This is a genomic window from Pseudomonas cichorii (genome assembly GCF_018343775.1).
Classification (GTDB): domain Bacteria; phylum Pseudomonadota; class Gammaproteobacteria; order Pseudomonadales; family Pseudomonadaceae; genus Aquipseudomonas; species Aquipseudomonas cichorii.
In genome coordinates this window covers 4,256,301-4,282,736 of sequence record NZ_CP074349.1, presented here as the reverse complement: position 1 = coordinate 4,282,736, position 26,436 = coordinate 4,256,301, and the positions used below count along the sequence as shown (strand labels likewise).

19 protein-coding genes and 2 tRNA genes are annotated in these 26,436 nt (G+C 58.8%); 16 read left to right on the top strand and 5 right to left on the bottom strand.

The genetic code is table 11. The features are described 5' to 3' along the window. Positions 1 to 20 precede the first annotated feature (20 nt). On the top strand, positions 21 to 1,895 hold the full coding sequence (locus tag KGD89_RS18040) for an MFS transporter (RefSeq protein ID WP_025261167.1): 1,875 nt from the start codon (positions 21 to 23) through the stop codon (positions 1,893 to 1,895). Between the two features lie 39 nt (positions 1,896 to 1,934). Here KGD89_RS18040 and KGD89_RS18035 read toward each other — a convergent pair whose 3' ends face one another. The 3 genes from KGD89_RS18035 to rdgC form a co-directional block, all read right to left on the bottom strand. Continuing rightward, a complete protein-coding gene (locus KGD89_RS18035) occupies positions 1,935 to 3,896 on the bottom strand; it encodes a methyl-accepting chemotaxis protein (RefSeq protein ID WP_025261166.1) in 1,962 nt (653 codons plus the stop codon). 263 nt (positions 3,897 to 4,159) lie between these two features. Then, positions 4,160 to 5,125 (bottom strand): bile acid:sodium symporter family protein, encoded by a 966-nt coding sequence (locus KGD89_RS18030; protein ID WP_025261165.1) that lies wholly within the window; start codon positions 5,123 to 5,125, stop codon positions 4,160 to 4,162. An 81-nt stretch (positions 5,126 to 5,206) separates the two neighbouring features. Beyond that, positions 5,207 to 6,127 (bottom strand): recombination-associated protein RdgC, encoded by a 921-nt coding sequence (rdgC, locus tag KGD89_RS18025; protein ID WP_025261164.1) that lies wholly within the window; start codon positions 6,125 to 6,127, stop codon positions 5,207 to 5,209. 161 nt (positions 6,128 to 6,288) lie between these two features. Here rdgC and KGD89_RS18020 point away from each other — a divergent pair. The 15 genes from KGD89_RS18020 (at position 6,289) to KGD89_RS17950 (ending at position 22,217) form a co-directional block, all read left to right on the top strand. Continuing rightward, positions 6,289 to 6,364, top strand: a tRNA-Val gene (locus KGD89_RS18020). Positions 6,365 to 6,385: 21 nt separating this feature from the next. Further along, a tRNA-Asp gene (locus KGD89_RS18015) sits at positions 6,386 to 6,462 on the top strand. A 757-nt stretch (positions 6,463 to 7,219) separates the two neighbouring features. Beyond that, positions 7,220 to 9,625 carry a TonB-dependent receptor plug domain-containing protein gene (locus KGD89_RS18010; protein ID WP_025261163.1) on the top strand — a complete coding sequence of 802 codons (2,406 nt, stop codon included), beginning with the start codon at positions 7,220 to 7,222 and terminating at the stop codon, positions 9,623 to 9,625. Between the two features lie 80 nt (positions 9,626 to 9,705). Continuing rightward, the gene (locus KGD89_RS18005) at positions 9,706 to 10,677 is read left to right on the top strand and encodes an amino acid ABC transporter permease (protein ID WP_025261162.1); all 972 of its coding nucleotides are present in this window, start codon (positions 9,706 to 9,708) and stop codon (positions 10,675 to 10,677) included. After that, positions 10,670 to 11,455 carry an amino acid ABC transporter ATP-binding protein gene (locus tag KGD89_RS18000; protein ID WP_025261161.1) on the top strand — a complete coding sequence of 262 codons (786 nt, stop codon included), beginning with the start codon at positions 10,670 to 10,672 and terminating at the stop codon, positions 11,453 to 11,455. The genes KGD89_RS18005 and KGD89_RS18000 overlap by 8 nt, the downstream gene beginning before the upstream one ends. A 30-nt stretch (positions 11,456 to 11,485) precedes the next feature. Beyond that, entirely contained in the window at positions 11,486 to 12,433 is a 948-nt protein-coding gene (locus tag KGD89_RS17995) for an ABC transporter substrate-binding protein (RefSeq protein ID WP_025261160.1), read from the top strand. 22 nt (positions 12,434 to 12,455) lie between these two features. Continuing rightward, on the top strand, positions 12,456 to 14,036 hold the full coding sequence (locus KGD89_RS17990; RefSeq protein ID WP_025261159.1) for a flavin monoamine oxidase family protein: 1,581 nt from the start codon (positions 12,456 to 12,458) through the stop codon (positions 14,034 to 14,036). A 24-nt stretch (positions 14,037 to 14,060) separates the two neighbouring features. Further along, complete coding sequence (locus KGD89_RS17985) at positions 14,061 to 14,495, top strand: RidA family protein (protein WP_025261158.1); 435 nt, start codon at positions 14,061 to 14,063, stop codon at positions 14,493 to 14,495. A 121-nt stretch (positions 14,496 to 14,616) separates the two neighbouring features. Beyond that, positions 14,617 to 16,953, top strand: a complete 2,337-nt coding sequence (locus KGD89_RS17980; RefSeq protein WP_025261157.1) for a TonB-dependent receptor — start codon at positions 14,617 to 14,619, stop codon at positions 16,951 to 16,953. Between the two features lie 3 nt (positions 16,954 to 16,956). Further along, positions 16,957 to 18,195: a dipeptidase gene (locus KGD89_RS17975; protein ID WP_025261156.1), complete on the top strand. Its 1,239-nt coding sequence runs from the start codon at positions 16,957 to 16,959 to the stop codon at positions 18,193 to 18,195. Between the two features lie 97 nt (positions 18,196 to 18,292). After that, complete coding sequence (locus KGD89_RS17970; RefSeq protein WP_025261155.1) at positions 18,293 to 19,693, top strand: DUF4329 domain-containing protein; 1,401 nt, start codon at positions 18,293 to 18,295, stop codon at positions 19,691 to 19,693. 159 nt (positions 19,694 to 19,852) lie between these two features. Beyond that, positions 19,853 to 20,602, top strand: coding sequence for an FKBP-type peptidyl-prolyl cis-trans isomerase (locus KGD89_RS17965; protein ID WP_025261154.1), 750 nt, complete (start codon positions 19,853 to 19,855; stop codon positions 20,600 to 20,602). Between the two features lie 357 nt (positions 20,603 to 20,959). Then, positions 20,960 to 21,412 carry a YkvA family protein gene (locus KGD89_RS17960; RefSeq protein WP_025261153.1) on the top strand — a complete coding sequence of 151 codons (453 nt, stop codon included), beginning with the start codon at positions 20,960 to 20,962 and terminating at the stop codon, positions 21,410 to 21,412. Positions 21,413 to 21,513: 101 nt separating this feature from the next. Continuing rightward, the gene (locus KGD89_RS17955) at positions 21,514 to 21,855 is read left to right on the top strand and encodes a helix-turn-helix domain-containing protein (RefSeq protein ID WP_025261152.1); all 342 of its coding nucleotides are present in this window, start codon (positions 21,514 to 21,516) and stop codon (positions 21,853 to 21,855) included. Beyond that, positions 21,852 to 22,217: a hypothetical protein gene (locus KGD89_RS17950; protein ID WP_025261151.1), complete on the top strand. Its 366-nt coding sequence runs from the start codon at positions 21,852 to 21,854 to the stop codon at positions 22,215 to 22,217. The genes KGD89_RS17955 and KGD89_RS17950 overlap by 4 nt, the downstream gene beginning before the upstream one ends. 10 nt (positions 22,218 to 22,227) lie before the next feature. Here the strand turns inward: KGD89_RS17950 and KGD89_RS17945 are convergent, their stop codons facing one another. Next, positions 22,228 to 24,000: a bifunctional diguanylate cyclase/phosphodiesterase gene (locus KGD89_RS17945; RefSeq protein WP_025261150.1), complete on the bottom strand. Its 1,773-nt coding sequence runs from the start codon at positions 23,998 to 24,000 to the stop codon at positions 22,228 to 22,230. A 117-nt stretch (positions 24,001 to 24,117) separates the two neighbouring features. Next, positions 24,118 to 26,199, bottom strand: a complete 2,082-nt coding sequence (locus KGD89_RS17940) for a carboxy terminal-processing peptidase (protein WP_176767537.1) — start codon at positions 26,197 to 26,199, stop codon at positions 24,118 to 24,120. Positions 26,200 to 26,436: the final 237 nt, after the last annotated feature.

The window sequence follows — 26,436 nt, the reverse complement described above, 5'->3', positions numbered from 1 at the left end:
GCCATTCAGGACCACGGACGATGAGCCAACAGTCACAATTCAGCCTGCTCGGAAAACGGCGCTTTCTGCCGTTTTTCATCACCCAGTCCCTTGGGGCATTCAATGACAACATCTTCAAGCAATCGCTGATTCTTGCCATCCTCTACAAGTTGAGCATCGACGGCGACCGTTCGATTTACGTCAACCTGTGCGCCTTGCTGTTCATCCTGCCGTTCTTTCTGTTTTCGGCACTGGCCGGGCAGTTCGGTGAGAAGTATCCCAAGGATGCGCTGATCCGGCTGATCAAGCTGGCAGAGATCGGCATCATGGTGGTCGGTGCGGCCGGGTTTCTGTTTGATCATCTGTGGATGATGTTACTGGCGCTGTTTGCCATGGGCACTCATTCGGCACTGTTCGGGCCGGTCAAGTATTCGATCCTGCCGCAGCACCTGCGTGAGAACGAGTTGGTCGGCGGGAACGGGCTGGTGGAAATGGGCACCTTCCTGGCGATCCTTGCGGGCACCATCGGCGCCGGGATCATGATGTCCTCCAGTCATTACGCCTTCGTGGTATCTGCCGCCATTGTGCTGGTGGCATGCCTGGGTTTCGTGGCCAGCTACGGCATTCCGAAAGCGCCAGCGGCTTCCCCGGAAATGAAGCTGAACTGGAATATCTTCACCCAGTCCTGGGCTACCTTGCGCATGGGGCTTGGGCAAACACCTGCGGTGTCGCGCTCGATTGTCGGCAACTCCTGGTTCTGGTTCGTGGGGGCTATTTACCTGACACAGATCCCGGCCTACGCCAAGGAGTGGATGTACGGCGACGAAACCGTTGTCACACTGATCCTGACGGTGTTCTCCATCGGTATTGCTCTGGGCTCGTTGCTTTGTGAGCGGATGTCCGGCCACAAGGTCGAGATTGGTCTGGTGCCGTTCGGCTCCATGGGGCTGACGGTGTTTGGCTTGTTGCTGTGGTGGCATTCGGGCGGATTCCCGCAGAACGTGCAGGCCAACGACTGGCTGGCCGTGCTTTCCTATGGACAGGCCTGGTGGGTATTGCTGGATATTCTCGGGATCGGGGTTTTCGGTGGCTTTTACATCGTGCCGCTGTACGCGCTGATCCAGTCCCGAACCCCGGAGAAGGAGCGCTCGCGGGTCATTGCTTCCAACAACATTCTCAATGCGTTGTTCATGGTGGTGTCGGCCATCGTTTCCATCCTGATGCTCAGCTTCGCCAAACTGTCGATCCCGCAGTTGTTCCTGGTGATCTCGCTGATGAACATTGCGGTCAACGCCTACATCTTCAAGATCGTCCCCGAGTTCACCATGCGCTTCATGATCTGGCTGCTCAGCCATTCCATGTACCGCGTCGAGCACCGCAACCTGGACCTGATCCCCGAAGAAGGCCCGGCCTTGCTGGTCTGCAACCATGTCTCTTTTGTCGATGCGCTGCTGATTGGTGGGGCCGTGCGTCGTCCTATCCGTTTTGTCATGTATTACAAGATCTACCGCTTGCCAGTGCTCAACTTCATTTTCCGCACTGCTGGCACCATCCCGATTGCCGGTCGCAACGAGGACCTGGAAATCTACGAGCAGGCGTTCCAAAGGATTGCCCGATACCTGGCCGATGGTGAGCTGGTCTGCATCTTCCCCGAAGGCAAACTGACCCGCGATGGCGAGATCAGTGGTTTCAAGAGCGGCATGAGTCGTGTGATCGAAGAGACACCGGTGCCGGTGATTCCGCTGGCGTTGCAGGGGTTGTGGGGCAGTTTCTTCAGTTATGCGCCAGACAAGAAACTCTTTCGTCGCCTGTGGTCCAGAGTGGTGCTGGTAGCCGGACCTGCGATTGCGGCCGATGCAGCGAAACCTGCGGATGTGCGTGAGCAGGTGAAGGTATTGAGAGGGGCAGGGCGTTAGACAGCGCTGAAGGGGCTCGCGCCCCTTCAGGTTCTGTTGTCAGGCTACCTTGAAACGGCTGACCAGACGCTGCTGGTGTTCGGCCAGGCGCGCCAGTTCCTGGCTGGTAATGGCCGTCTGTTCGGCACCGGCACTGACCTGTATGACCAGGTCATTGATCTCGTTGACGTTGCGGTTAATGTCTTCGGACACCGCGCTCTGCTCTTCCGCCGCCGATGCGATCTGAATGTTGCGGTCGCTGATGCTGGTCACCCCCTCGGCGATCTCCGTCAGCAGTGCGCCTGCGCGCTCGACTTTGGTGGCTCCGGACTGAGCCTTGCTCAGGGTTTCCTGCATTGACGTGGTTGCCCGGTCCGAGCCGTTCTGCAGGTTGCTGATCATCTGTTGGATGTTGCCGGTGGATTCCTGAGTCTTCTGCGCCAGGGTGCGCACCTCTGAGGCCACTACTGCAAAGCCACGGCCATGGTCGCCGGCGCGCGCGGCTTCGATGGCGGCGTTCAAGGCCAGCAGGTTGGTCTGCTCGGCAATCCCGCGAATGACATCAAGCACTGAAGAAATCGCGTCACTCTCGTGTTTCAGGTCGCCAATAATGGAAGCTGTCTGCTCGGCCTGCCCCGACAACTGGCGAATCAGTTCGATGGTGCTCTCGATTTCACCCCGGCCTTGCGTTGTGCTGGTGTTGACCTGTTGGGACATTTGCGCTGCATCGCTGGTGCTGAGCGCCACTTCCCTGACGGTTGTGCTCATCTCGTTGATCGCCGTGGCTACCAGCTCAGTGCTCTGGCGTTGCTGCTCGATGCTGCGGCTGGTTTCTGAGGTGACGGTGGAGCACTCCTCGGCTGCGGTCGCTACCTGTGCGGTGGCATTGCCGATTTCCTGAACGATATCTCGGATCTCTTGCGCCATGCGGTTGAGGTTGCGCGAGATCTGGCCGAATTCGTCCTTGCTTTCGTAGGTTGCTCTTGCGGTGAGATCCCGCCCGGCAAGGTCGTCCAGCGCTTTGTTCACATCACTGACAGCCAGGTTGATATTGCGAATGATCAGGTATGACAGCGCCGATACCGCAAGCAGGGCGGCGATGGCGCCGCCGATGGTCAGCCACAGGGCGCGGCTGGCGACATTGCGCTCATGCATGGCGAGCTTGCTGACACTCTGGCCCAGGTCTTCTTCGACCTCACTCATCATGTCGATACGCTTCGTCGAGGTTTCAAACCAGGCCTGGGGCTTGATACCCAATGCCTGACCCATGGGGACGTCGAATGCCAGTCGCTGCAACTTGCCGACTTCCACCGCTGCCGGAGTCTGCATCTTTTCGTTGAACTCTTTCAGCGAGTCCGCGGGGGCCTTGCGGCTGAAAGCATCCGAGTAAGCGACGAACTCTCCGAGGTTACGACTGAAACTCGACAACAGTTTCTCGTCGAAACGATCCTGGTTGAATACAAGGCCAAGTAGTACACGTTCACGGCCAGCCCGTTCTTTCATTTCGATGAATTGATTCAGCGCGCTGAGTGCATGAACGATAGTCGCATTATTGACACTGGCTTCCAGTGAGTGGGTATAACCGATAAGTGTTTGAATGACCTGCGTATAACGGGCTCCAGACTCCGTACTGGTAATGGCCTGCTTGTCGACGTTAGTACGGGTTTGCGTCACGCTGTCGAGTGCGCGCATGACAGGGTCAAGTTCGGAGGCTCCAGGTGCGGACAATCCGCGTACGGCCTCTATCGTGAGATTTGAATCCTTGCGCAGTTCGATAAGGCGGTCGCCCATGGCCGTACCGCGACTGCCCAGGAACACGCCGCTGGCGCCCCGTTCGCGTTGCAGCGTCGTGATAAGACGGCTCAGTTTCTGTGCGGTAGCACTGGCCGTTACTGTCTTGTTCATGTCGTTCAAAGTTTTGTAATTATTTGAAACAAATACGCCGCCCACTATCAGGAAACCCAATAAGGGAAGCAGCAAAATCAATAAGAGTTTTATCCTTAGCGGTGCATTCTTGAGCATTTCCGTGAAACTCCCTTGATGTGTGAGAACTTGGCGCAGGACAAAGTGGGGGCGTTATAGTTAGTGTTATAGGTGTCGGCGCATGTTACTGGGGATTTAGGCGGGAGGTTGTTTTTTATGTTTTTATTTTGCTCTGGATAGGTTGTCCGACAAACGCGGCTCAGGCCATCTTGATCCGTGTCAAGAAAGCGGTCTGTTTTTATAAACGGTTTAGTTGCCCGAACTGTTATGTAAACAGTCCAGGCATTGGTGAGCGTCAGGTCTTAATTGGCGACAGGTTTGTCGTTCGGCTGTTGAACGTTTTCTTCCGGCATCTTGCGAAAGTACGTAGAGAGCAGGGCGCCCGAGATATTGTGCCAGACGCTGAACAGCGCACTGGGGACCGCCGCCAGCGGTGAGAAGTGAGCACTGGCCAGTGCTGCGCCCAGCCCCGAGTTCTGCATGCCGACTTCCAGGGCCAGGGATTTTCGCTGTGGCAGCGGCAGCTTGAATACCTTGCCGGTGAAGTAACCCAGCAGGAAGCCGAAGGTGTTATGCAGGATCACCACGGCCATGATCAGCAGACCGGACTCGGCGATCTTCGCCTGGCTGGCGGCTACCACGGCACAGACGATCAGCACGATGCTGACCACCGAAATCAGCGGCAGTACGTCGACCGCATGGCTGACCCGGGCACCGAGCAGACGCTGGGCGGCGACGCCGAGGCAGATCGGCAGCATCACCAGTTGCAGGATCGACCAGAACATATCCAGGAAGGACACCGGCAGCCAGGCCGAGGCCAGGAACCAGATCAGGGCCGGGGTCAGCAACGGGGCGAGCAGGGTGGTGACGGCTGCGATGGCCACGGCCAGCGCCAGATCGCCCTTGGCCAGCCAGGCCATGACATTGGACGAAGTGCCGCTCGGGCAGCAACCGACCAGAATCACGCCTACGGCAATTTCCGGTGGCAGATGGAATATCTGGCACAGCAACCAGGCAACGCCCGGCATGATCACGAAATGCGCGACCACACCCAGCGCCACGCGCCAGGGATTGCGTACCACTTCAGAGAAATCTTCAAGCTTGAGGGTCAGGCCCATGCCGAACATGACCAGCCCCAGCAACGGGACAATCCAGCCTTTCAGGCCAATGAAAACCTGAGGGAACAGGAACGCCAGAATGGCGAATAACAGCACCCAGTACGCAAACGTATTCCCTACAAAACGGCTCAAGGCTACCAGTGCCCGCATGGCTCGCTCCTTTTCCTGTATCCATAAAAGAGGCGCCGCCTATAGAGGCGGCGCGGTCCTGTTGCAGTCCAGCCGGACGAATCAGATCCCTTGCGGGATTTCTTCGCCGCCCAGTGCCTCGAACAGCTCGGGCAGGAACTCGCCGAAGGTCAGCATCATCAGGGTGAAGCTGGCGTCCAGTTGGCCCAGGGCTTCGTCGCCGCCGTCCTGTTCTGCCTGATCCTGCAGCAGGTCCTCGAACTTCAGGCGCTTGACCACCAGCTTGTCGTCCAGCACGAACGACAGCTTGTCCTGCCAGGCCAGGGAAAGCTGGGTCACGACCTTGCCAGTGTTCAGGTGCAGCTGGATTTCATCGCTGGTCAGGTCCTGACGCTTGCAACGCACGATCCCGCCATCTTCGTGGGTGTCGCGCAGTTCGCACTCGTCCAGAACAAAGAAGTTGTCGGCGGCTTTCTGGGTCTTGACCCAGTCGGTCATGATTGCGCTTGGCGCGGTCTTGACGGTCAGCGGACGAACCGGCAGCGAGCCGATGACTTCGCGCAGGGTCGACAGCAGGTCTTCGGCGCGTTTCGGGCTGGAAGCGTTGACCAGGATCAGGCCCTGTTTCGGCGCGATGGCGGCAAAGGTAGCCGAGCGGCGGATAAAGGCGCGGGGCAGGAAGGCCTGGATGATTTCATCCTTGATCTGGTCGCGTTCCTTCTTGTAGACCTTGCGCATCTGTTCGGCTTCGATCTCGTCGACCTTTTCCTTCAATGCGTCACGCACCACGCTGCCGGGCAGAATGCGTTCTTCCTTGCGCGCAGCAATCAGCAGGAAGTCCTGGCTGACGTGTACCAATGGCGCGTCCTCGCCCTTGCCGAACGGCGCGACGAAACCGTAAGTGGTCAACTCCTGGCTGGCACAGGCGCGGGCCGGCTTGGTCGCCAATGCAGTTTCCAGCGCCTCGGCATCAAAAGGTACATCCTGGGTCAGGCGATAGATAAGCAGGTTTTTGAACCACATGAGGTGAATCTCTCCTTCCATACAAAGGAGGGCATTATTCGCTCCTCGGACGTCCGGGCCAACCCTGCGCTAAGCCTTTGGAAGGATTATAAAAATTATTTAAAAAAGTGCTTGCCAGAGTATGGGTCGCTCCGTAGAATGCGCGCCACACCGAGAGTGAAGGGTGATTAGCTCAGCTGGGAGAGCATCTGCCTTACAAGCAGAGGGTCGGCGGTTCGATCCCGTCATCACCCACCAATCTCTCTCTTAGTGTTACGCGCAGCGGTAGTTCAGTCGGTTAGAATACCGGCCTGTCACGCCGGGGGTCGCGGGTTCGAGTCCCGTCCGCTGCGCCATATTCAGCTTCAAGGCCCTTGAACTCCTTGAAGCAACCAGAAAAGCGACCTTAGGGTCGCTTTTTTGCTTTCTGCGGTGTGGAAGCGAATTCATTCGCGAAGAATCCTGCATTAATGCCGCCCGGTACACCCCACGAAAATACATCGCCTTCAATGTCGTCTCGCGAATGAATTCGCTCCTACGCCGATACTGTTCTGCTTATATTCATTTTTTGGATTAAGTTCGTAATAAAAAATCAATATTTATCATATTAGCTTATAGCGAAATAGAAGTTTTTCTGCGCCATTGATTCCGTTATGTTTGGTTTCGACAGCCTACCCCTCACCTCGGATGGTACCAATCGTGATCAAGGTTCTGCGTGCATGCTATCGCGCAAACAGGCCAGGAGCCTGAGTTTGCAAGGCATGCCAGGGTGATCCACCACTGACCCCTGTTGCAGGATCGTTGGAAGGGAGTTCGATGTATGTTGCCAGCTCAATCCCGTTATCCGGGTTTCTCTCGTCCTGTCGCTGACAGGCGCTCTGCAGTATTCCAGCCACCAGCTCGTCCAGCTGCGCACCGTTAGCTTTCGTTTTGTCCCGGCTGTTTTCAGGCGTCGGGACCGGATGCAGGCATCAACCAATAAATGCACGGCGCGCTGTCTCGATGACGGCGTGAGTGCCCGACCGCGCAATCTGGATGAGTGGGCTGCAACGACAGCCCTTTGGAGTGGGTGTGCAGAGAGTCTTACAGGATGTTCATGGGCCAAGGCGCGCCATGGGTTTTAATCCATTGGCTCTGGCCGTGGGCGGTATGTTGTTGGCCGGAGCGGTTCAGGCTCAGGAAACGGCGTCCAATAGCAGCGATACCCTGTCTACCGTTGTGGTGACCGGTAACCGTGGTGCCGAGCAGCGCACGGTCACCAGCAGCCCGGTGCCGATCGATGTGGTCAGCGCCAGACAACTGCAAAGCACCGGCAAGCCAGGCCTGATGGAAGCCTTGAGTGCGGTGATTCCATCCCTGACCCTGCCGGAAAAAACCGGCTGGGACGCCAGCGGCATGGCCCGTGCGCCGAATTTGCGCGGCCTGAGTGCCGCCGAAGTGTTGGTGCTGGTCAATGGCAAGCGCCGCCACACCAGTGCGACCTTGAATATCAACGGTATCAATACCGGCGCGGCACCTGCCGACCTGGATTTCATTCCCATCAGCGCCATCGATCATGTCGAAGTGCTGCGCGACGGGGCTGCCGCTCAATATGGTTCCGACGCCATCGCGGGGGTGATCAATATCATCCTCAAGGCTGATACCAGCGGCACTTTCGTGACCAACGCCGGTATCGGTTATGACGGCAAGAAGCAGACGGTTCAGCAGAGCCTCAACAAGGGTTTCGAGATCGGCGATGGCGGCATCGTACAACTGGCGCTCGATGCGCGCAGCCAGAACGATGACAACAAGGCCAGTGCCAACGGCTACACCTACGACCAGGCGCTGGATCTGGCAGGCAAGTCCACTTATGGCGGCTACGGCACACCGAAGATCAACCTGCTGACCCTGGGCTATAACGCCGAATTGCCGGTCAGTGATGACCTCAGCCTTTATTCGTTCACTACTTATTCGCGTCGCAAGGCCGAGCAGGGCCAGAACTTTCGTTTACCGACCATCACCAACACCATCACCACCGGCCCCAACGGATACCCCGGCGGGTATGTGCCGATCTGGTACATCGATGAAGAAGACTTCCAGGCGGCATTTGGTGCCAAGGGCCAGGTCGGCGAGTGGGACTGGGACTTGTCTTCGACTTATGGCCGCAACGAGGCCGAGCAGGGCACCGAGCGTAACCAGAACCCGTCCCTGGGCGAGGCAACGCCCAACAACTTTACGTCCGGCACCTGGATTGCCACCGAACTGACCACCAATCTGGATTTCAAGCGCGGTTTTGATATCGGCCTGCAAAAACCTCTGGATCTGTCTTACGGCTTCGAGCATCGACGCGATGGGTATGAGGTCCAGGAAGGTGACTGGGCTTCCTATGCCAACGGTGGCTATTGCGTTGCGCCGGGTAATTGCGCCTCTTCCGGCGCGCAGGTCACCAACGGTATTTCTCCCGACGAAGCCAGCAGCGCCACCCGCAACAGCGTCGCCAGTTATGTCGACGTCGGTTTCAACCCGATACCACAGTGGTATCTGGGCACGGCGTTGCGTTATGAGCACTACAACCAGGGCGTGGGCGCGACCCGCAGTGGCAAGCTGACAACCCGTTATGACTTCACCCCCGAGTTTGCCGTGCGTGCGACGGTGAGCAACGGTTTCCGGGCACCTTCGTTGGCCAATAGCCTGTTCAGTGCCCGCTCGACCACGTATGGCGTTGTGAATGGCGTCTATCAGTCCATCAACTTCGGTGTGCTGCCGGTCGCCTCGGACGCGGCCAGAGCCTTGGGGGCCGAAGACCTCAAGCCTGAACGTTCCACCAACTTCAGCCTGGGCTTCACCCTGACGCCGACCGATCGCCTGAGCCTCACCACCGATGCTTATGTGATCAACATTCGCGACCGCATCACCCTGACCGGCACGCTGCTGGGCAGTGAAGTCACGCAAGTGCTGTTGGATAACGGCATCAATTCGACCTCCGGCGGCCAGTACTTCATCAACGGTGCCGACACCCGGACCAAAGGTGTGGATGTGGTCGGTAACTACCGCCAGGACCTGGGCGCGTTCGGTTCGGTGAAGTGGACCGCGGCGTTCAACTGGAACCAGACCGAAATCCTCAGCTACAAGGCTTCCACCACCATTCTGGGTACTTCCTATGACTTGATGGACCGTGAAGCCCGCAACGATGTGACCGGTATTCAGCCCAAGACCAAGCTGATCCTGGGCGGCGACTGGAGCATCGACAAGTTCAACATCAATGTGGCCCTGACCCGCTATGGCTCCTACAAGGAAGTCAACGATTCCACCGACCGATCCCTGGATCGCATCTACGCCGCCAAATGGATCACCGATCTGGACGTCGGCTACACCCTCACCAAAGACCTGAACATCGCCGTGGGTGCCAAGAACCTGTTCGACGTCTACCCCAAGAAGCAGGGCATCCCCAGCAACACCATGACCAGTAGCTACGGCACTTACTCGCCCTTCGGATTTACCGGTGGCTATTACTACACCCGTCTGACGTATGCCTTTTAAGTGAGCGCGCAGTCCATGCGCCCAAGCTGTTCGATATTAACAAGACGCGATCACGTGTCATTGCGTGCGAGGAACCTGAGATGCCCATTGTCGCCAAACCGTTCGACCTCCGAAGCGAGGAGACTCACTACAAGGTGCCCGAGGCTCAGGCTGCGACGCCTGCCAGAACATTGCAGATTGTCCCGGCCCGTCATCCATGGCGTTGGGTAGGCTCTGTCTTTGCTGCACTGGTGTTGTTTGGCATCGTCCATTCGCTGGCCACCAACCCGCGCTGGGAATGGGATGTGTTTGCCAAGTGGTTCTTCTCGCCGTCGGTGTTGCGCGGCCTGGGGCAGACCTTGCTGCTCACGGTTCTGAGCACGGTGTTCAGTATCCTGCTCGGGACTGCGCTGGCACTGGCGCGCCTGTCGAAGTCGCCGCTGCTGGCGTCACTGGCCTGGGGCTACATCTGGTTTTTCCGTTCGATGCCAGCCTTGCTGGTGCTGATCATCCTCTACAACTTTGCCTACCTCTACGATCACATCGTACTGCGCGTGCCGTTCACCGAAATCGTGCTGGCGGAGTGGTCCACAGTCGATGTGTTGAGCCAGTTCACCGTGGCGGTGCTGGGTCTGAGCCTGATGCAGGCGGCCTATACCGCGGAAATCATCCGTGGCGGGATCATCAGCGTCGATAACGGTCAGCACGAAGCGGCCGCAGCACTGGGCTTGCCAGCGCAGCGTCGGATTTTCCGCATCATCCTGCCCCAGGCCCTGCGTTCGATCCTGCCTTCGGGCTTCAACGAAATCATCGGCTTGGTCAAGGGGACTTCCATCGTTTACGTACTGGCCCTGCCGGACCTGTTCTACACCGTGCAGGTGATCTACAACCGCACACAGGCCGTGATTCCGCTGCTGATTGTCGCCACGGTCTGGTACCTGATCATCACCACGTTACTGACCTGCGCCCAGTACTACATCGAGCGCCATTTTGCCCGGGGTACGGCGCGTGTCCTGCCGCCGACTCCCTTGCAACGCCTGCGTCACTGGTTCAAGGAGAAGACCCATGGCTGAGTCTGCAATGGCGGTACGCGCCGGTCGCATCCAGATACAGAACGTGGGCAAGCGTTTCGGCAATCAGGAAGTGCTCAAGAATATCGACCTGACCATCGAGCCGGGCAAGGTCACGGTGATTCTCGGGCCTTCCGGTTCCGGCAAGTCGACCTTGCTCAGGACCATCAATCATCTGGAGAAAATCGACAGCGGGCACATCACCATCGACGGTGAGTATGTCGGCTATCGGCGCAAGGGCGATCTGCTCTATGAACTCAAGGAAAGCGAGATTCTCAAGCGTCGCATCGACGTGGGTTTCGTGTTCCAGAACTTCAATCTGTTCCCGCACCTCACTGCCTGGGAAAACATCGCCGAAGCCCCTCTGGCCCACAAGCGCTGGAGCAAATCCGAGGCCCGCGACCGGGCACTGGAGCTGCTGGGCAAGGTAGGCCTGCAAGACAAGGCCGACGCTTATCCACGGCAGCTTTCCGGTGGTCAACAGCAGCGTGTAGCCATCGCCCGTGCCCTGGCGCTCGATCCCAAAGTGCTGCTGTTCGATGAGCCGACTTCCGCGCTGGACCCGGAGCTGGTGGGTGAAGTGCTGGACGTTATCAAAGGCCTGACCCGATTGGGCGTGACCCTGGTGGTCGTGACCCACGAAATCGGCTTTGCCAAAGAAGTGGCCGACCATGTGGTGTTTCTCTGCGAGGGCCAATTGATCGAAGAAGGACCTCCCGAACAGATATTTCGCCAACCCCGCCATCCTCGCACCATCGCCTTTCTGGGCAAGGTGTTGTGAATATTTCGAGTGTTAAAGGAGTGACTTCGCATGCTTGCACATACCACGCGCCTGGCGCTGCTGACGATAGCCATCGGCCTGGCTCAACCTGTGTTGGCCGCTGAACGTGCTACGCCGCCGACCGTGCAAAAGATCAATCTGAGCCCTGACCAGCAGCGCATCCGCGCGCCACGCAACGAGGAAGCCATTGCGCAGATTCCACAGGGCTTCAAGTTCGCCCAGCCGGGCAAATTCACGGTTGCCGTCTCCGGAACTGCCGGGCCGCCCCTGGCGCTGCTGGCCTCCGACGACAAGACCACCATCGGCAGCGAAGCCGACACCGCGCAACTGGTGGCCGACAGCCTTGGCCTGCAACTCAATGTGGTACAGGCCAGTTGGGAAGACTGGCCGCTGGGCGTCAGCTCGGGCAAATACGATGCGGTGATCAGCAACGTGACCGTGACCGAGGCCCGCAAGAAGCGCTTTGATTTCGCAACCTATCGGCAGGACGTGCTGGGCTTCTATGTGAAGGCCAACAGCAAGATTACTTCCATCAAGCAGGCCAGCGACATTGCCGGGCTGAAGATCATCGTCGGCTCCGGCACCAATCAGGAGAAAGTCCTGCTGGCCTGGAACGAAGAAAACGAGAAGGCCGGGATCAAGCCCGCCTTGTTGCAGTACTACGACGACGTGGCGGCTGCGCAACTGGCCGTTCAATCGGGGCGCGTCGATGCCACCTTTGGTCCCAATGCGCTGTCGGCCTATTCCCAGGCCTTGACCAATGGCATCCGTCTGGTGGGCATCGTCAACGGTGGCTGGCCGCGTCGCGCCGATATCGCAGTGACCACGCGCAAGGACAACGGCCTGGTCAAGCCGATCCACACTGCGCTTCAGGGCGTGATTGCCGGTGGGCAATACGATCAGGTGCTCAAGCGCTGGGGGCTGGATGTGGAGCGCATCGATCAATCGGAAATCAACCCGCCAGGTTTGCCGGATTGAGTCATTCAGGGAGGACATGAGCATGGGACTGACACGACGTGAAGCGCTTTCGAGCATTGCGGCAGTAGGTGGCGAGCAAGCGGTCAAGGGTGCGCTGGCGGCGCTGGGGCTGGGGCCTTCGTCGCATCGGCGGCCACAACCCTTGAAGCTGAAAGCCGATACGGGGCAGGGTGCAAGCGTGCTGGTACTGGGTGCCGGGATCGCCGGGCTGGTCACGGCGCTGGAACTGACTCGCGCCGGGTTCAAGGTGCAAGTGCTGGAGGCCCGCAACCGCGTGGGTGGCCGCACCTGGACCCTGCGCAACGGCGATAAGGTCGATTACCTCGATGGCCGCACGCAAACCGCACAGTTCGATCAGGGGCTGTATTTCAATGCCGGGCCTGCGCGGATTCCGAGTCAGCACCGGACCTTGCTCGACTATTGCAGCGAACTGGGGGTGCCTCTGGAAGTGCTGGTCAACACCAGTCATGGCGCGCAAGTGCGTCCTGATCTGGAGCGGCCTGCTTTCACGGTAGGGCAGGCGCTCAACGATGCTCGCGGGCATCTGTCCGGATTGCTGGCCAAGGCGGTGCAGCGTGATGCACTGGACGATGTCTTGAGCGCTGAAGAACGAACCCGTCTGCTGGCGTTTTTGCAGGTCTATGGCGACCTGTCTCAGGAACTGGCCTACGAAGGCAGCATTCGCTCCGGCCATCAGGACTCACCCAGCCATCCGGGTGCCTTGCCGGGGAGTCTGGCACCGGTAACGCTGGATCGACTGCTGCATCCCGAGCTGTGGGGCGCGTTACTGCATTCCGAGTTTCCCGAGTTCTCGGCCACTATGTTTCAGCCGGTGGGCGGCATGGATCGCATCACTGACGCGTTCTACAGTCGCCTGACCGATCAGGTGCAACTGGGCGCACAGGTGCGTCGCATCCGCCAGCTTGAGGACGGTGTGGCGGTCACTTATCACGATCAGCACAGCGGCCGTGAGCAAGTAGTACGTGCCGACTATCTGGTATCCACCTTGCCGCTGCCACTGCTAGCCAGGCTCGACACGGATTTCAGTGATCCGGTCAAGGCCGCGCTGCTCAGCACTCACAATGGCCACGCAACCAAGGTGGCCTGGCAGTCACCGCGCTTCTGGGAAAGCGAGTACCGCACCTATGGCGGGATTTCCTGGGTCGAGCATCCAGCGCGACTGCTCTGGTATCCCAGCAATGACCTCAATACCCGCGAGGGTCTGCTGGTGGCCGGCTACGTCACGGGCGAGGGGGCCGATACTTTCGGCACCCAGCCTCTCGACACCCAGTTTGCGACCTCCCGTGAAGCGGTGGAATTACTTCACCCCGGTTATTCGCAGCAGTTGCGCAATCCACTGGCAGTGTCCTGGGAGCAGATCCCCTACAGCGAAGGCCCGTGGTTGCAGCGCGAACTGTTTCCGGCCCGGGCCAGCGCCTTGCTGGAAGAGGCCCATGGCCGGGTGTATTTCGCAGGCGACGGGCTTGTGCAAAGCGGGGTTGGCATCTGGCAGGAATCGGCAGCCAACTCGGCACGCCATGTGGTGGCGCAATTGGGCGAACGGGTTATCCAGCAGCGACAGAAAGCCGCTATCGACGCATGACTATCCATTGAAGGAGCAACAACCATGAGCGACCAGATCAAACGCACCAGTGTCGGTGACTTTCCCATCTCGCAGACTGTGACCGTTCCGGCATCGGCCAGCCTGATATTCGTCAGCGGCACCTTGCCGGATGTCGCCGACCCGCAAGCCCCCAAGGGCACGCCGGCAGCGTTCGGCAATACCGAAACCCAGACCGTTTCGGTGTTTAACAAGATCCGCAATATCCTCCGGCAACAGGACCTGGATCTGGGCGATATCGTGCAATTGCGGGTGTTTCTGGTGGGCGCTGAGGAAACCGGCGGCAAGCTGGATTTCGCCGGTTTGCAGGCGGGCTACACGCAGTTTTTCGGCACGGCTGAACAGCCCAACAAACCGGCGCGCACTGCGCTGCAAGTCGTCGCCCTGCCATTGCCGGGCGCTCTGGTGGAAATCGAGGCCATCGCTGCCAGAACAGCGTAAGGCTTCACGCTTTTTCCCGGATTTTTTCAAACCCAACACATCGGATACCGGGGTTCGGGCGCGTAGCGCTCAAACCCTGGCGGGGCTTTGCGTGCCTGCGAAATGCCGACAAGGATGAACGATGACTCATCAGCGTGCAGCGTTACAGAGTGGCAGTGTGCAAAGGCAGTCATGGTTGAGTGGCTTGCTGATGATCGGGCTGGCGGGCGAATCGGTTCTGGCGCAGGAAGCCAGTACCCAGGCATCACAGGATGCCCGGCTGGAAAAGGTCGAAGTGGTGGGCGCACGAGTGACCCAGGCGGACGAGGCCATCGGCACCGACCAGATCAGCAATACCTTGTCCATTTCCCATCAGGCCTTGCTGTCGGCGCCAGCGGGAACTTCCGGCCTGAAGATGCTCGAAGCCTTGCCGGGCTTCAACGTGCAGGTCAACGATGCGCTGGGTTTGTACGAGTTCGGTAACTCGGTGTTCGTAAGGGCCTTCAACTTTCAGCAGATCGGTTTCTCCATCGACGGCGTGCCGCTGGGGCGCAGCGACCAGTTTGGCGGCAGCCCGATCTATCGCTATGTGGATAACGAAAATACCCAACGGGTGACCGCTTCCACCGGCGCGGGCGATGTCTCGCAGCCGGGCTATACCTCGCTTGGGCCTTACGTTGATTACGTCTCGTCCAACCCGGCTCGCGAAAGCGGGATCAGCACGTCCTACACGCTGGGCAGCGACAGCCTGCGACGCAGTTTCATCAAGCTGGAAACCGGCGAGTACCAAGGGCTTTCAGCCTATTTCAGCCGCTCGAAAATCGACGGTGATTTATGGCGCGGCCCCGGCACCATCGACCGCGAACACCTTGAAGGCAAGGTTCGCTATGAGTTCGGCGACGGGCATGAATTGTTGTTCCGTGCTGTGCATAACGACTTTTTCGACTACGACTCGCCGTATGTGAATCTGGCGCAGTACAACGGCACCGCCAATGACGAGTTCGGTCGATCCGGCCGCGACTTCGCTTATCTGGGCGAGCTTCCCGATCTACCGGAAACGGCCGCGGGCGTGCCTTACAGCAACGCCGGCTACAACCAGTATTACAAACAGGCGATCAACCAGCGCCGGGATACGCTCTACAGCCTGACCGGCAATTTCCAGCTCAACCCGGATCTGGAAAGCCGCACCAGCGTCTATTACGAGGCCAAGAAAGGTTATGGGGTTTCACCTGAAGCCTATGCCACGTCGCTGGCTCTGCATAACGCCCAGAGCGGCAGCGTGGCGGGACTGGTTGCGCCGCGTGGCGTGCAGTACGGGCTTTCCGCCCTCAGTGGCCATCGTTATGGCGCACTCAGCAGCCTGACCTGGCATGTGGGCAACCATGCCATCGAAACCGGCGTCTGGGTTGAAAAGGATGTCTTCAATCGCTTGCAGGCGCGTTACAACCTGGTGGATGGCAGCCCGGCAGGTACGGTGTTGCGCAACGAGCCGGTGCACTTGCAAGGGGATTTCAGTTCGACCCGTGACTCTGTGCAGTTCCACCTCAAGGACACCTGGACCCTGCTCGATGACCGGCTGAGGTTGCAATACGGTTTCAAACGCCTGGAACTGGATTACCGCATCGAAGGCTATCGCAATGCGGGTGATTACATCGCCAACCGGCAACCGCGCCTGAGCACGTCATGGAACGATCACTTCCTGCCGCAGGTGGGGTTTGTCTATGACGTGACGGCCAACTCTCAGGTGTTTGCGTCCTATTCGGAAAACATGGCGCTACCCCGTGGTGCCGATGATGTATTTCGCGCTGCCAGCCCGAACGCTCCGGCACCTGAAGCCGAAACCTCGAAAAACTACGAAGTGGGTTATCGCCTCAACCGGCCGACCTTCAACGCTTCCTGGGCCTTTTATCGCACCGAGTTCGATAACCGCCTGCAAGCCTTTGCCTCGCCGGTGGCGGGCAGCAGCACGGTGGAAACGTTCTTCCAGAATGTCGGCAAGGCAGAGGCCTATGGCACGGAGCTCAGCGGGCAATGGAAGCCACCGGTTCTGGCGAACAAGGTCGTGCTCAACGGCAACCTGACCTACAACATTGCCCGCTTCAAGGACGATGCCGCCGGTTTTGCCCTGCGTGACAATGACATCCCCGACAGCCCTCGCTGGCTGGCGCAGGCGGGTGTAACCTACGAATTGCAGCCGTGGGCCGTGCTGAATTTTTCGGCCCGCCATATCGGTTCGCGCTACAGCAATTTCACCAATACCGAGTCGGTGCCGGGCTACACGCTCTACAACGCCTATCTGGACCTGGGGGGCGACAACCTGCGTTACGGGCCGCTCAAGAGCGTCAAGCTGCGCTTCAACATCGACAACCTGTTCGACAAGGATTATCTGGGCTACATCCTGACCAGCACCAGCGGGCCTGCTTTCTATCGACCCGGCTCGCCCCGCACCTTCCAGACCACCCTGAGTGCGGAGTTCTGAGCCATGACCTGCAAACGTTTTCTGTCTTGCCTGGCCCCTCTGGCGCTGGTCATCGCGTCTCAAGCCGCCTTTGCTGACGATGAAGTGCGCGCCAGCACCCTGGAACTGCACAAACGCCTGCTGGTGCTCGACAGCCATCTGGATACACCGATGCAGCTTTCGCGGCCCGGCTGGGACATTCTGGCCCGGCACACTTACCGTGAAGATGGCAGCCAGGTGGATCTGCCACGCATGATCGATGGTGGCCTGGATGGTGGCTTCTGGGTGATCTACACCGCACCCGGCCCTCGCACCGAAGAGGGCCGGGCCTATGCCAGCCACTACGGCCTTGCCATGCTGGCGCGGATTCGCGACCTGGCCAATCGCTCCCCGGACACGTTCGAGCTGGCCCTGACCGCCGCCGATGCCCGACGCATTGCTGCGCAAGGCAAGCGCGTGGTGTTTATCAGCATGGAAAACGCCGACCCGTTGGGGACGGACCCGCAACTGATCCAGACCTATTACCGACAAGGCCTGCGCATGCTGGGCCTGGTGCATTTCAGCACCAATGAGATTGCCGATTCGGCCACGGCCTTGCCCGAGTGGAACGGCCTGAGCCCCAAAGGGCGTGATCTGGTCGCTGCGGCCAATCGTCTGGGGATTCTGCTGGATGTTTCCCATGCGTCGGACGCGGTGTTCGATCAGGTATTGGCCACCTCGAAGGCGCCCGTCATCGCTTCCCACACCAGCAGCAAGGCGGTCAACGCGCACCCACGCAACCTTGACGATGAGAGGCTGCGACAACTGGCGGCCAAGGGTGGTGTGGTGCAGGTCAACAGCTACGGCGATTATCTGATACCCCAGAAGGTCGATCCCGAGCGGCAGAAGGCACTGGCACCGCTCTATGCCCGTTATCGGAACCTGGCAGCCCTGTCGTCCGATCAGGTCAAGGAATTGCACAGCGAAGTCGCTGCGATCAAAAAGCGTTACGGGCCGGCCAAGCCCGACTTTGACGTGTTCATGAAACACCTGCTGCATATCCTCGATGTGGTGGGGCCTGAACATGTGGGCATCGGTGCTGACTGGGATGGCGGTGGCGGGGTGGTGGGGCTGGAAGATGTCAGCCTGTTGCCGAAAATCAGTGAGCGCCTGCTGCGAGCGGGTTATACCGAGAAGGACCTTGCCAATATCTGGGGCGAGAACCTGCTGCGGGTTCTTCAGGCGGCGCAGGATGCGGGCCAGCCGCAGCAGGCCGGGCTGTAAACAAGCGCTCGATGTCATATCCGAATATGTCATCTCTTCCTTAGGAGCTCCTTACGCTTTGGACTCACTCAGTCCCGGGCTATCAAGGAGCTTTCATATGCAACCCAGACTACGACGCACCAGGCGGTCTATTGCTTCTCATCCACGCATGCCTGCGCTCAGCGAGCCCTTCGATCATCCCGATGATGTGGCGCGCTATGTCCATGAAGTCATCGGTAACAGGCGTGATCGGGAATACGGCGGTTTCATTCTTGTGCGTAACGATGGCAAGTACGTCGCCACCGAACCCATGGCCGGCAATACCTTTGAGTTCAATCCCAATGAGGTCTTTCCAAGCGCTGGGCAGGAGGGGTATGTCCTTTATCCGGCGGGGTATTCCGATTATGCGATCTATCACTCTCACCCTTCGCTGTTTGCCGGCCTCAATGAGTGGTCTGAAAGTGAAAAGGCCACCTACCCGAACAGCCTTTCCGTGGCCGATATCCATGCGGTGATCGATGATCATGAAGTCTGTTCAGTGACCTATCTGTCCGGGCCGGATGGCTCGCTGATCAAATACACCCTGTCGCATTCCGAAGCGGAGCAGGCCCTTTTCAGGAGGGTGTCCGGTCCGGCTGACAGGCCTCACCAATGCGTGCTCAGCGACGTACACAGGGGATTGCAGGCGCAAACTCTCATGCCCAGCGATCTGGTCCGGATGCTGGCCCAGGCCGGAGATTTGCACGTGGTAGTGACCAGTCGCCTATGGGGCAAGCCGGGCAGGGTAGCCCATGACTGGCAGCCTTATCCGCCAATGCCTGCGCCTGCTGTCTGCGAGACGGTCTGGCCGCTGAAGCCGTTGCTCCTGAGCCCGGAATTCCCCAGTGCCGATGAAGCTGCACGCTATGTGCATGGCCGGATCGGGCCCCGGGCTCATTCACAGGCCATCGGTTTTTTGCTGATCGATCCGCAGCGGGGCGTGTACCGGGCGGCGGCCCCGCGGCTGGAAGACGGGAGCATGGTCTACGCGCCTTGTTCGGCATTCCATCCCGACGCCTACTACCGACCACCGCTGCCTGAAGGTTATCGTATCTGTGGCATGTATTTTTCGCCCGATACCGTGATTGCCGAGGGCGAGCGGCTTGAAAGGCGCAACTTCTTTCAGCCGGATGATCTGCACCGCATGTTTGAGTATCGCTATATACCGCCCCGTCGCTCGAAATGGGTGCCGGTGCGCTATGGCTTCACGATGTCCGAGGTTTACTTCTCGTCCCCCGATGGGGCCTTGCTGGGCTATACGCCCAGTCATTCGGCCCTTGAATATCAGTTGCTCAGGCAGCTTTCGCGGGTTTATTCGGGAAGCGAGTCGATACAGGCGCAACTGGCTGCCGGCACACTTGGATGGACTGACTTTGTACGCCGGGTGGCGCAGGCGGGGCGGCTGCGGGTGATAAACCGCAGCCAAAACTGGCCGACAGCGGGTGTGGTTGTCCCGCCTGTATCGCAACCGGGAAACTGAACTGCGACTGAACGGTGCCGTGTAAACCTGAGAAAACCTTTATTTACCTGAACTTATCGAGCTTGCGCGCCTCTCATGCCGGTAGCCATTGATCGCGGCGGCCTGATAAGCTCGCGGCTTTACTCGTTTGCCCTATTGGCGCATGAACAAGGAATTAGCATGAAACAGCATCGGTTGGCAGCGGCGATTGCCCTGGTCGGTCTGGTACTCGCAGGTTGTGACAAGCAAGCCAGCACTGTAGAGCTGAAAACCCCGGCACAAAAAGCGTCGTATGGTATTGGTCTGAACATGGGCAAAAGCCTGGCTCAGGAAGGTATGGACGATCTGGATTCCAAGGCTGTGGCCCTGGGTATCGAAGATGCCGTCGGCAAGAAAGATCAGAAACTGAAAGACGAAGAGCTGGTTGAAGCCTTCGCTGCGCTGCAAAAGCGTGCCGAAGAGCGTATGGCCAAGCTGAGCGAAGAGTCGGCGGCTGCCGGCAAGAAATTCCTCGAAGAAAACGGCAAGAAACCGGGTGTCGTCACCACTGCTTCCGGCCTGCAGTATGAAATCGTCAAGAAAGCCGATGGCCCTCAGCCAAAGCCGACTGATGTTGTAACTGTTCATTACGAAGGCAAACTGACCGACGGCAAGGTGTTCGACAGCTCCGTCGAGCGCGGCAGCCCGATCGATCTGCCTGTCGGCGGCGTGATTCCAGGCTGGGTCGAAGGCCTGCAACTGATGCACGTTGGCGAGAAAGTCAAACTCTTCATCCCTAGCGACCTGGCCTACGGCGCACAGAGCCCGAGCCCGGCAATCCCTGCCAACTCGGTTCTGGTCTTCGATCTGGAACTGCTCGGCATCAAGGACCCGGCTGCTGCGGCACCTGAAGCTGAAGAAGAACCGGCTCCGGCCAAGGCCAAGAAGTAATATCTGGCCCGGTTTTTCCAAACGCCCTGTCTCGACAGGGCGTTTTTGTATCTGGCGTATTTCCCGAACGCTTCGCTACCCGTACAGTCCCAGTATCATGGCGCGATGAAGATTGTCTGACAGTACGTCACGATTGCACGGGATTAGTCGCGTTAAACCTGTAAGTCAACGATTTTATGGGCTTTTTTATGTGAGTAAAAAATGCCCGATTTAAGCTGGACCCCCGTAGAACGGGGCGCTCAGGCATGAAAACGGATGCTGTTCACAAGGTTATCCACAGCTTATGTGGATAACCTTGTAAACGGACAGCAGGCTGGAGCTTGTTTACCGACATCACCTCATTGAGCGGGAGTGAACATGAAAGCACCCTGGAACTTCATTCGTTACCTGCCCGGAGCCCGCCGCCTGCTGGCCGCTGGCAGATTGCCGGGCCTGTTGTTTGCCGTGGCGCGCAAAGGTTCGACCGAGGGCAGCCGGCTGGGACGTATCAAGGAAGACCTGCGTCTGTTGCAGGCGCTCTGCCTGGCCTACTGGCGCGGCGAATACCGTGACATCAGTCCCAAGGCCATTCTGTCCATCGTGGCGGGGCTGATGTACTTCCTGAGCCCCCTGGACGCGATTCCCGACTGGATCCCGGGCCTGGGGATGTTCGATGACATTGCGGTTCTGGCCTGGATCATGAAACACCTGACCGACGAACTGGACGCCTTTCGTGCCTGGCGCGAGCGTCAGTCACCCGAGAAGCTCATTGTGGTTGAACGGCTGCCCGAAACTCAGGCAGCGCTGGAAAGGGAAGGCGGCAAGCTCTGACCGTTTCAGAACTGTTACACCAGCTGTATCAATCCGCTGTTACTATGCCTGCATCTGGAGCAAGCCTATACAAAATGTGTTTTTGTCCTACAGGGGGGTGTATGGATCTTCAAGTGATTTCTCGTGATGGAGAGCCGGAATATGCAGTTCTGCCGTGGGCTCAGTATCAGGCGCTCCTGAAAGCCGCAGGCTTTGCGGAAAAGACACGTACGGAGCCTGTTCAGGCATCCAGCGAAGCTTCCAGTGCCGATTACCCGGCTTTTGACCAGTTGGCTGCCCTGCGCGAAGCCAAGGGGCTTGAAGCCGCGAAGCTGGCACGGGCAGTGGGTATCAGCCCGTCCTATCTGGAGCTGATCGAAAACGGAACCCGTGAACCCGATGCCGCGATCAAGCGCAGCCTGGCATGGGAGCTGGGACTTCCAGGCTGGAGAAGCGAGTCATGAGTGTGCGCATCAGTCGTCAGCATTGGGATGGACTGTTGAGCGAACTGGACGATGCGCGCCGCCAGCGTCATCTGGTGACCTACAGGGCCTTGCTGGAGCGTCTGAAATTACCCAGCCCGGCCATGCAGACCCTCACCGCCGCCCTTGAGCATCTTGCCGCTCTGGACGTGCGCGCCGAACAGCCGTTGCGCAGCTCGCTGGTCATCAGCCAGGGCGCGAGTCGTTTACCGCGTCCCGGCTTCTTCGAGTGTGTAGAACGGCTGGGCAGATTCTCCGGCCCCTCCGACGGCGTAGCCGCTGCCGCCTGGCATGCCTCGGAAGTGGTGCGAGTGTTCGAGTTCTCCTACCCCGAACCACTGTAGGAGCGAATTCTCAGGCGTTGGACAACAGATCCAGCCGCAACGAATCGATCACATGCACGCTGGCACCCGCGACATCCTTGGCGAAGTGTTTTGCCTGGGAGGCCAGGTCGGCCAACTGGCTGGCGTCCACTTGCGAGCAGCTTTCTTCGCGCAGGTGCACGACGCCAATGGATAGCGACAGCAGTGGAAACTCCTGACGCTGACCCTGGCGGTTCAGGGCCGTGAAGCAGCCGGATTGCAGGTGTTCGGCCCTGTAGAAACGTCGGCACTGGTTCTGGAAGTCATCGAGCAGGGACTGCAGGCGTTTCTCCCACTCCTCGAAGCCCAGCACCATCAGAAAGTCATCGCCGCCAATATGCCCGACAAAATCACGGCTCGGGTCAATACGATCGTTCAGGCATTGGGCCAGACACAGCAACACCTCGTCGCCACGGGCGTAGCCGTAGATATCGTTGAAAGGCTTGAAGCTGTCGATATCGACATAGCAGATCATCGATTCGCGTCCTTGCTGCAACAGGCGCGTCAGGCATTGCTGAATCGGCACATTGCCCGGCAGCAGGGTCAGCGGGTTGGCGTAGCGGGCCTGCTGGATCTTCAACTCGGTAATCAGTTTCAGAACATCGATCACCCGGCCCAGGCCAATGTAGATGCCGTTGCTGGTGATGATGAAATCTTCTTCGATACGCTGACGTGCGCGGCTGGTCAGCAGGCGGCTGACCTGTTGCAGGGACTGGTTCACTTCCACGGCCAGGAAGTCATCGCTCATCAGGCGGCTGATGGGTTTGCGGGCAAACAGCTCGGTGCCGAACGGCTTGAGCAGCACTTCGGACAATGAGTGGCGATGGACGATGCCGCAGGGCCGGAAGTTCTCGTCCAGCACGGCCAGTGAATTGAGGTTTGCCTGTTTGCGGAAGGCTTCGAGCACGTCGGCGGTCGGGGTTTCCTTATTGACCGAGGGTTGCGGGTTGAGCAGGGCGCTCAGATCCGAGGCTTCTTCGTTCAGGGATGTGGTGACCACTTCGGTCTTGGGCAGCATGACCCTCACGTCCCGCGATGGGCGTTCCTGAGGGCGGGCCAGGAGATACCCCTGCACCAGGTCCACGCCCATTTCGGTCAGCGCCGCGAGTTCTTCCTGCAGTTCGATGCCTTCGGCGATCACTGTGGCTCGTGAAGCCTTGGCCATTTGCAGCATCGAGCCGACAAACTCGCGCTTGACCGCATCCTGATGAATGCCGTCGATGAAGTGGCGGTCGATCTTCACGTAATCGGGGCGCAGTTCCGACCACAGCCTCAGGCTGGAGTAACCGGCACCCAGATCATCCAGTGCGATGGAAAACCCCATGTCGCGGTAATGGTGCAGCGCGTTGTACAGCAGCTCGAAATCATCGGTGGGCATCTGCTCGGTCAGTTCGATCACCACATCTTTCGGGGCGATACCGTAGCGTTGCAGCATTTCAAGGGTGCGACCCGGTGGATGGGAGGCTTCCAACAGCGATTCGGGGGAGACATTGAGAAACAGCTTGCCCGGCAGCTTCTGCTGGCTGAAGCGACGACAGGCGCCGTCGCGGCAGGTCAGTTCCAGCTCGCTGAGACGACCTGCCTTGCGTGCCACGGAAAACAGATTGATGGGGGAGTGCAGCTTGCTGTTGGACGGGCCTCGCGTCAGGGCTTCATAGCCCAGGATGCTGCGTCCCGAGAGCGAAACGATGGGTTGGAACAAGCTGTGCAAATCACTACGAGCCAGAATAGAACTCAGTGCACTCAACTGCTCATTCATCGTCATGGCTGTCTCTGGATATAAAAAAGGGGCTGAACGCGCTTACGCTCAGCCCCTTATTACACTACAGATCAATGACCGTTTAATGACAGATGCCATTATTTGGCCATTAACGATAAGTGGTCATTTCCTGGCGACCGAACCGCTCAGACCCAGGTAGTCGATCAGAATGCGCCCGGTTTCCGCCAGGTAGGCATCATCCTCGGGTTTGGTCTTCTCGTTTTCTACCGGCAGAGCATCCTCATCCTCTTTTTTCAGCTCCTTGAGCGGTTCCTCACCTTTGGCCTTGCGGCGGGTGTTTTCCAGAGCCAGCTGCTTGTTTTCAATCGAGGTGTGTTCGGCACGACGATCCGCTTCGTTGAGGCTGACGGTTTTTTCGCTCATCAGCTTCTTGGCCAGGGCCAGGCGGTCTTCGATGAAGACAAACTCGGCGTTCTTGGCCGTGCGGGCTTCATGTCGCGACTGCAACTGCGCCAGAAATGGCTTGAACGGATCGATGGCAGGCTTGATCGCCGGCTTGATGCTGTCCCATGGCATGGCCTCGGGCAGGGCACTTTCGCCGATTTCCTTGGTGTCGATCAGCGACGGGTAAGTGATGTCCGGCACCACGCCCTGATGCTGGGTGCTCTGACCGGATACCCGGTAGAACTTGGCCAGTGTCAGTTTCAGCTCGCCATGGTTGAGCGGCTGAATGGTTTGAACGGTGCCTTTACCGAAGGTCTGCCCGCCGATCACCAGTGCGCGGTGATAGTCCTGCATGGCGCCTGCGAAAATCTCCGAAGCCGATGCTGACAAGCGGTTGACCAGCAACGCCATCGGGCCTTTGTAGAAGGCACCTTTGGCTTCGTCTTCGAGGACATCGACCTTGCCGTCGGCATTACGCACCAGAACGGTCGGGCCTTGTTCGATGAACAGGCTGGTCAGCTCGGTGGCTTCCTGCAGGGAGCCGCCGCCGTTGTTACGCAGGTCCAGCACGACGCCATCGACATTCTCTGCCTTGAGCTCGGTCAGCAGTTTCTTGACGTCGCGGGTGGTGCTCTTGTACTGCGGGTCGCCAGCACGGTAGGCCTTGAAGTCCAGATAGAAGGCTGGAATCTCGATGACGCCGAGCTTGTAGTCCTTGCCATCCTGATTCAGGTGCAGGATCGACTTCTTCGCCGCCTGCTCTTCAAGCTTGACCGCTTCGCGGGTGATGGAAACGATTTTGCTGGTCTGGTCGTTCGGGGCATTGCTGGCAGGAATGACTTCCAGGCGTACCACCGAGCCTTTTGGCCCGCGAATCAGTTTGACCACTTCGTCCAGGCGCCAGCCGATCACATCGACCATTTCCTTGTCGCCCTGGGCGACACCGACGATCTTGTCGGCCGGAGCGACCTGCTTGGTCTTGGCTGCCGGGCCTGCCGGTACCAGACGCACGATCTTCACGTTGTCGCTGTCGCTCTGCAACACGGCGCCGATGCCTTCCAGCGACAGGCTCATGTTGATGTCGAAGTTTTCCGCGCTGTCGGGAGACAGGTAGTTGGTGTGCGGATCGTAGGACATGGCGAAGGTGTTGATGTACGCCTGGAAGATATCTTCAGCGCGGGTCTGGCCCAGGCGCGCCAGTTGATTCTTGTAACGCTTGGTCAGGGTTTCCTGGATCTTCGACGGATCCTTGCCAGCGATCTTCAGACGCAGGACTTCATCCTTGACGCGTTTGCGCCACAGCTCGTCGAGTTCGGCTTCGTTCTTGGGCCATGCGGCGTCCTTGCGGTCGACCAGCAGGGTTTCCTTGGCATTGAAGTCGAGCTTGTCGACACCCTTGTTCAACTCTGCCAGAACGAAGTCCATACGCGCCTTGACGCGATCCAGATAACGCTTGTAGATGATGAAGCCAGGGTTCAGGTCGCCGCTCTTGAGGAAGTCGTCGAACTGGGTCTGCCACTTGTCGAATTCTGTGATATCGCTGGCCGTGAAATAGCTGCGGGCCGGGTCCAGAAGCTTCAGGTAGCTCTGATAGATGATGACCGAGCGTTTGTCATCCAGCGGCGGTTTGCTGTAGTGATGCCGCTTGAGCAGCTCGACCACGTTGAGACTGGCAACCACTTCGTCGCGGTCCGGCTGAAGATTATCCCAGCTGTTGGCGGCAAAAGTGCTGGCTGACATCGGCAACAGGCTCAGGCCGATAGACAGTGCGAGGGCGGTGCTTGGGAGTAAGTGCTTCATGCTGATTCGACGCAGTGACAAGTGAGAACGCATATTAGGCCGTCTTTGAGGTCGCCGGTTCCTTCGGACCCGGCCGCATAATGCAAAAGCCCGGCTAAACAGCTACGGGCTCAGTCTGGACTCACTATGGAGGCACTGTGAAGGCATTGCAAGGCGTCGAAGCATATGTGCCGGGGCTGAGCGCATCAGGCAGGGTTGATTCAGCCAGCATTCAGCTTTGGCTCAGCGCACGAGGCG

Coding starts and splice junctions, on each gene's coding strand:
- KGD89_RS18005 (WP_025261162.1), top strand. CDS start 9,706: ATGCCCATTGTCGCCAAACCGTTCGACCTCCGAAGCGAGGAGACTCAC.
- KGD89_RS17985 (WP_025261158.1), top strand. CDS start 14,061: ATGAGCGACCAGATCAAACGCACCAGTGTCGGTGACTTTCCCATCTCG.
- KGD89_RS17945 (WP_025261150.1), bottom strand. CDS start 24,000: ATGACGATGAATGAGCAGTTGAGTGCACTGAGTTCTATTCTGGCTCGT.
- KGD89_RS17940 (WP_176767537.1), bottom strand. CDS start 26,199: ATGAAGCACTTACTCCCAAGCACCGCCCTCGCACTGTCTATCGGCCTG.
- KGD89_RS17990 (WP_025261159.1), top strand. CDS start 12,456: ATGGGACTGACACGACGTGAAGCGCTTTCGAGCATTGCGGCAGTAGGT.
- KGD89_RS18000 (WP_025261161.1), top strand. CDS start 10,670: ATGGCTGAGTCTGCAATGGCGGTACGCGCCGGTCGCATCCAGATACAG.
- KGD89_RS17975 (WP_025261156.1), top strand. CDS start 16,957: ATGACCTGCAAACGTTTTCTGTCTTGCCTGGCCCCTCTGGCGCTGGTC.
- KGD89_RS17960 (WP_025261153.1), top strand. CDS start 20,960: ATGAAAGCACCCTGGAACTTCATTCGTTACCTGCCCGGAGCCCGCCGC.
- rdgC (WP_025261164.1), bottom strand. CDS start 6,127: ATGTGGTTCAAAAACCTGCTTATCTATCGCCTGACCCAGGATGTACCT.
- KGD89_RS17995 (WP_025261160.1), top strand. CDS start 11,486: ATGCTTGCACATACCACGCGCCTGGCGCTGCTGACGATAGCCATCGGC.
- KGD89_RS18030 (WP_025261165.1), bottom strand. CDS start 5,125: ATGCGGGCACTGGTAGCCTTGAGCCGTTTTGTAGGGAATACGTTTGCG.
- KGD89_RS17970 (WP_025261155.1), top strand. CDS start 18,293: ATGCAACCCAGACTACGACGCACCAGGCGGTCTATTGCTTCTCATCCA.
- KGD89_RS17965 (WP_025261154.1), top strand. CDS start 19,853: ATGAAACAGCATCGGTTGGCAGCGGCGATTGCCCTGGTCGGTCTGGTA.
- KGD89_RS18010 (WP_025261163.1), top strand. CDS start 7,220: ATGGGTTTTAATCCATTGGCTCTGGCCGTGGGCGGTATGTTGTTGGCC.
- KGD89_RS18035 (WP_025261166.1), bottom strand. CDS start 3,896: ATGCTCAAGAATGCACCGCTAAGGATAAAACTCTTATTGATTTTGCTG.
- KGD89_RS17955 (WP_025261152.1), top strand. CDS start 21,514: ATGGATCTTCAAGTGATTTCTCGTGATGGAGAGCCGGAATATGCAGTT.
- KGD89_RS18040 (WP_025261167.1), top strand. CDS start 21: ATGAGCCAACAGTCACAATTCAGCCTGCTCGGAAAACGGCGCTTTCTG.
- KGD89_RS17980 (WP_025261157.1), top strand. CDS start 14,617: ATGACTCATCAGCGTGCAGCGTTACAGAGTGGCAGTGTGCAAAGGCAG.
- KGD89_RS17950 (WP_025261151.1), top strand. CDS start 21,852: ATGAGTGTGCGCATCAGTCGTCAGCATTGGGATGGACTGTTGAGCGAA.